The following is a 4,442-nucleotide window of genomic DNA, read 5'->3' as shown; positions in this document are numbered from 1 at the left end:
GACACCTCCGCCGTCGTCGTCTCGTCCGCGATCCGCGCCGACAACCCCGAGCTGGTCCGCGCCCGGGAACTCGGCATCCCCGTCGTGCACCGCTCCGACGCCCTCGCCGCCCTCATGGCGGGCACGCGGCCCCTCGCGGTCGCCGGCACGCACGGCAAGACGACGACGACCTCGATGCTCGCCGTCTCCCTCACGACGCTCGGGCTCGACCCCTCGTACGCGATCGGCGGCGACCTCGACGCGCCCGGCTCCAACGCGCGCCACGGCAGCGGCGAGATCTTCGTCGCCGAGGCCGACGAGAGCGACCGCAGCTTCCACACGTACGCCCCCGAGGTCGCCGTCGTCCTCAACGTCGAACTCGACCACCACGCCAACTACGCCTCGATCGAGGAGATCTACGAGTCCTTCGAGACCTTCGTCGGCAAGATCGTCCCCGGCGGCACGCTGGTGATCTCCGCGGATCACGAGGGCGCCCGCGAGCTGACCCGCCGCGTGCGGGACCGGGCGGAGCTCACCGTCCTCACCTACGGCTCGGCCGAGGACGCGGACGTACGGGTGCACAAGGTCACCCCGCGCGGCCTGACCAGCGAGGTCACCGTCTCGCTCCACGGCAAGCTGCTCACGTTCACGGTCTCCGTGCCCGGCAGCCACTACGCCCACAACGCGGTCGCCGCGCTCGTCGCGGGCGTCTCCCTCGGCGTCCCGCTGCACAACCTCGCCTCCGCGCTCCGCAGCTACACGGGCGTGAAGCGGCGCCTCCAGCTCAAGGGCGAGGCCGCGGGCGTGCAGGTCGTGGACTCCTACGCGCACCACCCCACCGAGATGGCCGCCGACCTGGAGGCGATGCGGGGCGCCGTCGAGGGGCGCATCCTCGTCGTCTTCCAGCCGCACCTCTTCTCGCGCACGCAGGAGCTGGGCAAGGAGATGGGCCAGGCCCTCGCGCTCGCCGACTCCTCCCTCGTCCTGGACATCTACCCGGCCCGCGAGGACCCCATCGAGGGCGTCACGAGCGAGCTGATCATCGCCGCCGGTCGCGCCGCCGGGGCCGACGTGAGCCCGCTGCACGCGAAGGACGAGGTCGCGGAGGCCGTCGCGGGAATGGCGAAGCCCGGTGATCTCGTTCTCACCATGGGAGCGGGCGATGTCACCGACCTCGGCCCCGCCATCCTGGACCGGCTCGCCGCCGGACCGCACCACCCCGAGCAGTGAGGAGCAGGCCATGGCGTACAACGTCGAGAAGTCGGACCAGGAGTGGCGCGAGGAGCTGACGCCGAACGAGTACGCGGTGCTCCGCCAGGCCGGCACCGAGCCCGCCTTCGTCGGTGAGTACACCGACACGAAGACGAAGGGCGTCTACAACTGCCGCGCCTGCGGTGCCGAGCTCTTCACCTCGGACACCAAGTTCGAGTCGCACTGCGGCTGGCCGTCCTTCTTCGACCCGAAGGACTCCGACGCCGTCGAGCTGATCGAGGACCGTTCGCACGGCATGGTCCGTACCGAGGTCCGCTGCGCCAACTGCGGCTCGCACCTCGGCCACGTCTTCGCGGGCGAGGGCTACGCGACGCCGACGGACCAGCGGTACTGCATCAACTCGATCTCCGTGAAGCTCGTCCCGGCCGACGAGAGCTGACGAGAGCTGACGCGAGCGGGCCGCACGACGGGCCCGGGAGCGGGGAAGGGGCGGGACGGGCTGACGCCACCCGCCCCTTCGCTCTAGGCTCCTCGGGTGACAGCAACGCGCAAGACCCTGCGGGCCGTGAGCGACCTGCACATCTCGTACGAGGAGAACCGGGCCCTCACCGAGGGGATACGCCCCGCGCACCCGGAGGACTGGCTCATCGTCGCGGGCGACATCGGCGAGCGGTTCGCCGACATCGACTGGGCGCTGCGCCTCCTCGCGGGCCGCTTCGCGCGCGTCGTGTGGGCGCCGGGGAACCATGAGCTGTGGACCCTGCCGGGCGAGCCGGACCAGGCACGCGGCGCGGCACGGTACGCCAAGCTCGTCGCGCTGTGCCGCGAGATCGGCGTCCTGACCCCCGAGGACCCCTGGCCGGTGTGGGACGGGCCCGGCGGCGGGCCGGACGGTGCGGGCGGCCCGCTCCGTATCGCCCCGCTCTTCACCCTGTACGACTACTCCTGGTACGCCCCGGGCACCACGACCCCCGAGGACTCCCTCGCCGCCGCGCACGAGGCGGGCATCGTCTGCACCGACGAGGCCGTGCTCCACCACGAGCCGTACGCGGGCCGCGCCGAGTGGTGCGCGGACCGGATCGCGTACACCGAGAAACGGCTCGCCGAGGCGGCGGGCGGTCCGCCGCTCGTCCTCGTCAACCACTGGCCCCTCGTGCGGCAGCCGACCGAGATCATGACGCACCAGGAGTTCGTGCAGTGGTGCGGCACGGTCCGCACCGCCGACTGGCACACGCGCTTCGACGTCCGTGCCGTCGTCTACGGGCACCTGCACATCCCCCGCTCGACCCGCTACGACGGCGTGCCCTTCGAGGAGGTCTCGCTCGGCTACCCGCGCGAGTGGAAGCGCTACGGGCGCCGCGCCGACCTCGCCCGCCCCGTCTTCCCCGGGGCCGCCTCGTGATCGCCGCCGTCCTGCCCGAGGGCATCAGCACCGCGTACCACCACGGGACGGACCCGCACGTGACGCTCTTCCCCGAGGAGGAGCCCTTCGTGGCGCGCGCGGTCGCGAAGCGGCGCGCGGAGTTCACGACGGTACGGGGCTGCGCGCGCCGCGCGCTCGCGGCGCTCGGCCGCCCGCCGGTGCCGCTCCTCCCGGGCGAACGCGGCGCCCCGGGCTGGCCCGCCGGGATCGTCGGCAGCATGACGCACTGCCCCGGCTACCACGCCGCCGCCGTCGCCCCCGCCGAGGACTGGCGCAGCCTCGGCATCGACGCGGAAGAGGACGCGCCCCTGCCCCCGGGCATCCTCGACATGATCGCCCTCCCCGCCGACCGCGCGGCCCTCGCGGCCCTCCCCCCGGACGGCCCGGCCTGGGACCGCATCCTCTTCAGCGCGAAGGAGTCGGTCTACAAGGCGTGGTTCCCGCTCGCCCGCCGCTTCCTCGACTTCACCGAGGCCGAACTGGCCCTGTCACCGGACGGCACCTTCACGGCACGCGTACTGGTGGCAGGCCCGGTACGGGAGTTGACCGGGAGGTGGGCGGCGGGGGACGGACTGGTGGTGACGGCGGTGACGGTACGGGGGTGAGAGGGCACGGGCTTGATGTCCACCCGCGCGGGCCCGTGGCGGGGTTCAGCCCCCGATGAGGCGGCGCCAGCGGCTCGCGCGGGTGCGCTGGTGCCAGCTCTCGAACGCGCTCACGCGGTGCGGACCGCCCTCCGCGAGGGTCGTGGTGAGGGCGGTCAGGTGGGCGCGGGGGGCCGAGCGCAGGGCGGGGCGCAGTACTTCGTCCAGGAGCGCCGCGCTCGTCGCCTCCCAGCCGGGGCCCGCTCCGGGGTGGGCCGTCCAGTCCACGAAGCAACCCGCCGCCGTGGTCGGGTCGGTGCGCAGCCGTTCCCCGAAATCGGCATTCCGCGCCGCCTGTTGGTACGCGGCGAGGAGTTCCGCGTCGCCGGAGTGCGCGAGCCCGTACAACTCGCCCTCCGGGCTGCCCGGTTGCCGGAGCACGGCGTGGCCCAGGGCCGTGTACGCGTGCGCGAGGAGCCCGGTGGGCTCCGCGAGGCCGCCCGACTCCCGCAACTTCACGGCTTGTTCGGCCCAGTCCGCGCCGCGTCCCTCGGCGATGTCCCCGGCCAGTTCGAGGAGCCGCAGGCGAGCGCGGGTCCGGGCGGTCAGTTCGGCGGGGAAGGAGCGGAACAGGTGGGCGGCGAGGGTGCGGCCCGCCGCCGCTTCCGCCTCCGTGCCCGTCCCTCCGCGCTCCGCCGCCGCGACCGCCTCGCGCCAAGTGCCCGCCGCCCGGTGGCTGTCGGAGTCCGCGGCCTCCAGGATGTGCGCCATCTCGGCCAGTCCGGGCGGCTGTTCGGTCCATACGAGGCGCAACGCCGTGTTCAGCAGCGTGGGTTCGGTCGACCAGGACGGGCGCGAGGTCCGCAGCAACTCGTCCCAGGCCGCGACCGCGTCGAGCGCGAACGCGCGCGCCGACGCGGCACCCGCGCACATGCGCAGGTGCGGCACGGGCCGGACGGCGGCGTCGAGCGGGAGGTCGACCACCCCCAACAGGGCCTGAGCGGCGAGCGGTTCGCGCGCCGCGTACCGCTCAAGGCGGGGCAGCAGTACGGCGCACAGTTCGGGCAGCCCGGCGAGCGCCCCGGGCACGGGGAGCGCTTCCTCCTCGGCGGGCAGACGGGTGAGGGCGGTCGCGATCCGGTCGGCCACGTCCTCCAGCACCGGGCCTTCGACCTCGACGCCCAGCACGGCGGCGGCCTGGAGCAGCGCGACGGAGCGGCGCGGGCCGAGCGTGGGCTCGGCGA

5 protein-coding genes are annotated in these 4,442 nt (G+C 74.0%); 4 read left to right on the top strand and 1 reads right to left on the bottom strand.

Going from position 1 to position 4,442, the window contains the following annotated elements; all coding sequences use genetic code 11:
• The 4 genes from murC to G3I42_RS23560 all read left to right on the top strand — a co-directional run.
• A partial coding sequence (murC, locus tag G3I42_RS23575; protein ID WP_164289049.1) for a UDP-N-acetylmuramate--L-alanine ligase occupies positions 1–1,209 on the top strand: 1,209 nt, incomplete at its 5' end.
• Between the two features lie 10 nt (positions 1,210–1,219).
• Positions 1,220–1,630, top strand: coding sequence for a peptide-methionine (R)-S-oxide reductase MsrB (msrB, locus tag G3I42_RS23570; RefSeq protein WP_164289047.1), 411 nt, complete (start codon positions 1,220–1,222; stop codon positions 1,628–1,630).
• 96 nt (positions 1,631–1,726) lie between these two features.
• On the top strand, positions 1,727–2,593 hold the full coding sequence (locus G3I42_RS23565; protein ID WP_343244638.1) for a metallophosphoesterase: 867 nt from the start codon (positions 1,727–1,729) through the stop codon (positions 2,591–2,593).
• Entirely contained in the window at positions 2,590–3,219 is a 630-nt protein-coding gene (locus tag G3I42_RS23560; RefSeq protein WP_164289045.1) for a 4'-phosphopantetheinyl transferase superfamily protein, read from the top strand. The genes G3I42_RS23565 and G3I42_RS23560 overlap by 4 nt, the downstream gene beginning before the upstream one ends.
• Positions 3,220–3,264: 45 nt before the next feature.
• Here the strand turns inward: G3I42_RS23560 and G3I42_RS23555 are convergent.
• Positions 3,265–4,442: GTPase-associated protein 1-related protein (locus G3I42_RS23555; protein WP_275405288.1), on the bottom strand; the 1,178-nt coding region annotated here is incomplete at its 5' end.

Source organism: Streptomyces sp. SID11385, assembly GCF_010548245.1.
Classification (GTDB): domain Bacteria; phylum Actinomycetota; class Actinomycetes; order Streptomycetales; family Streptomycetaceae; genus Streptomyces.
The sequence above is the reverse complement of the archived record's forward strand: the minus strand, read 5'-3'. Positions and strand labels throughout refer to the sequence as shown.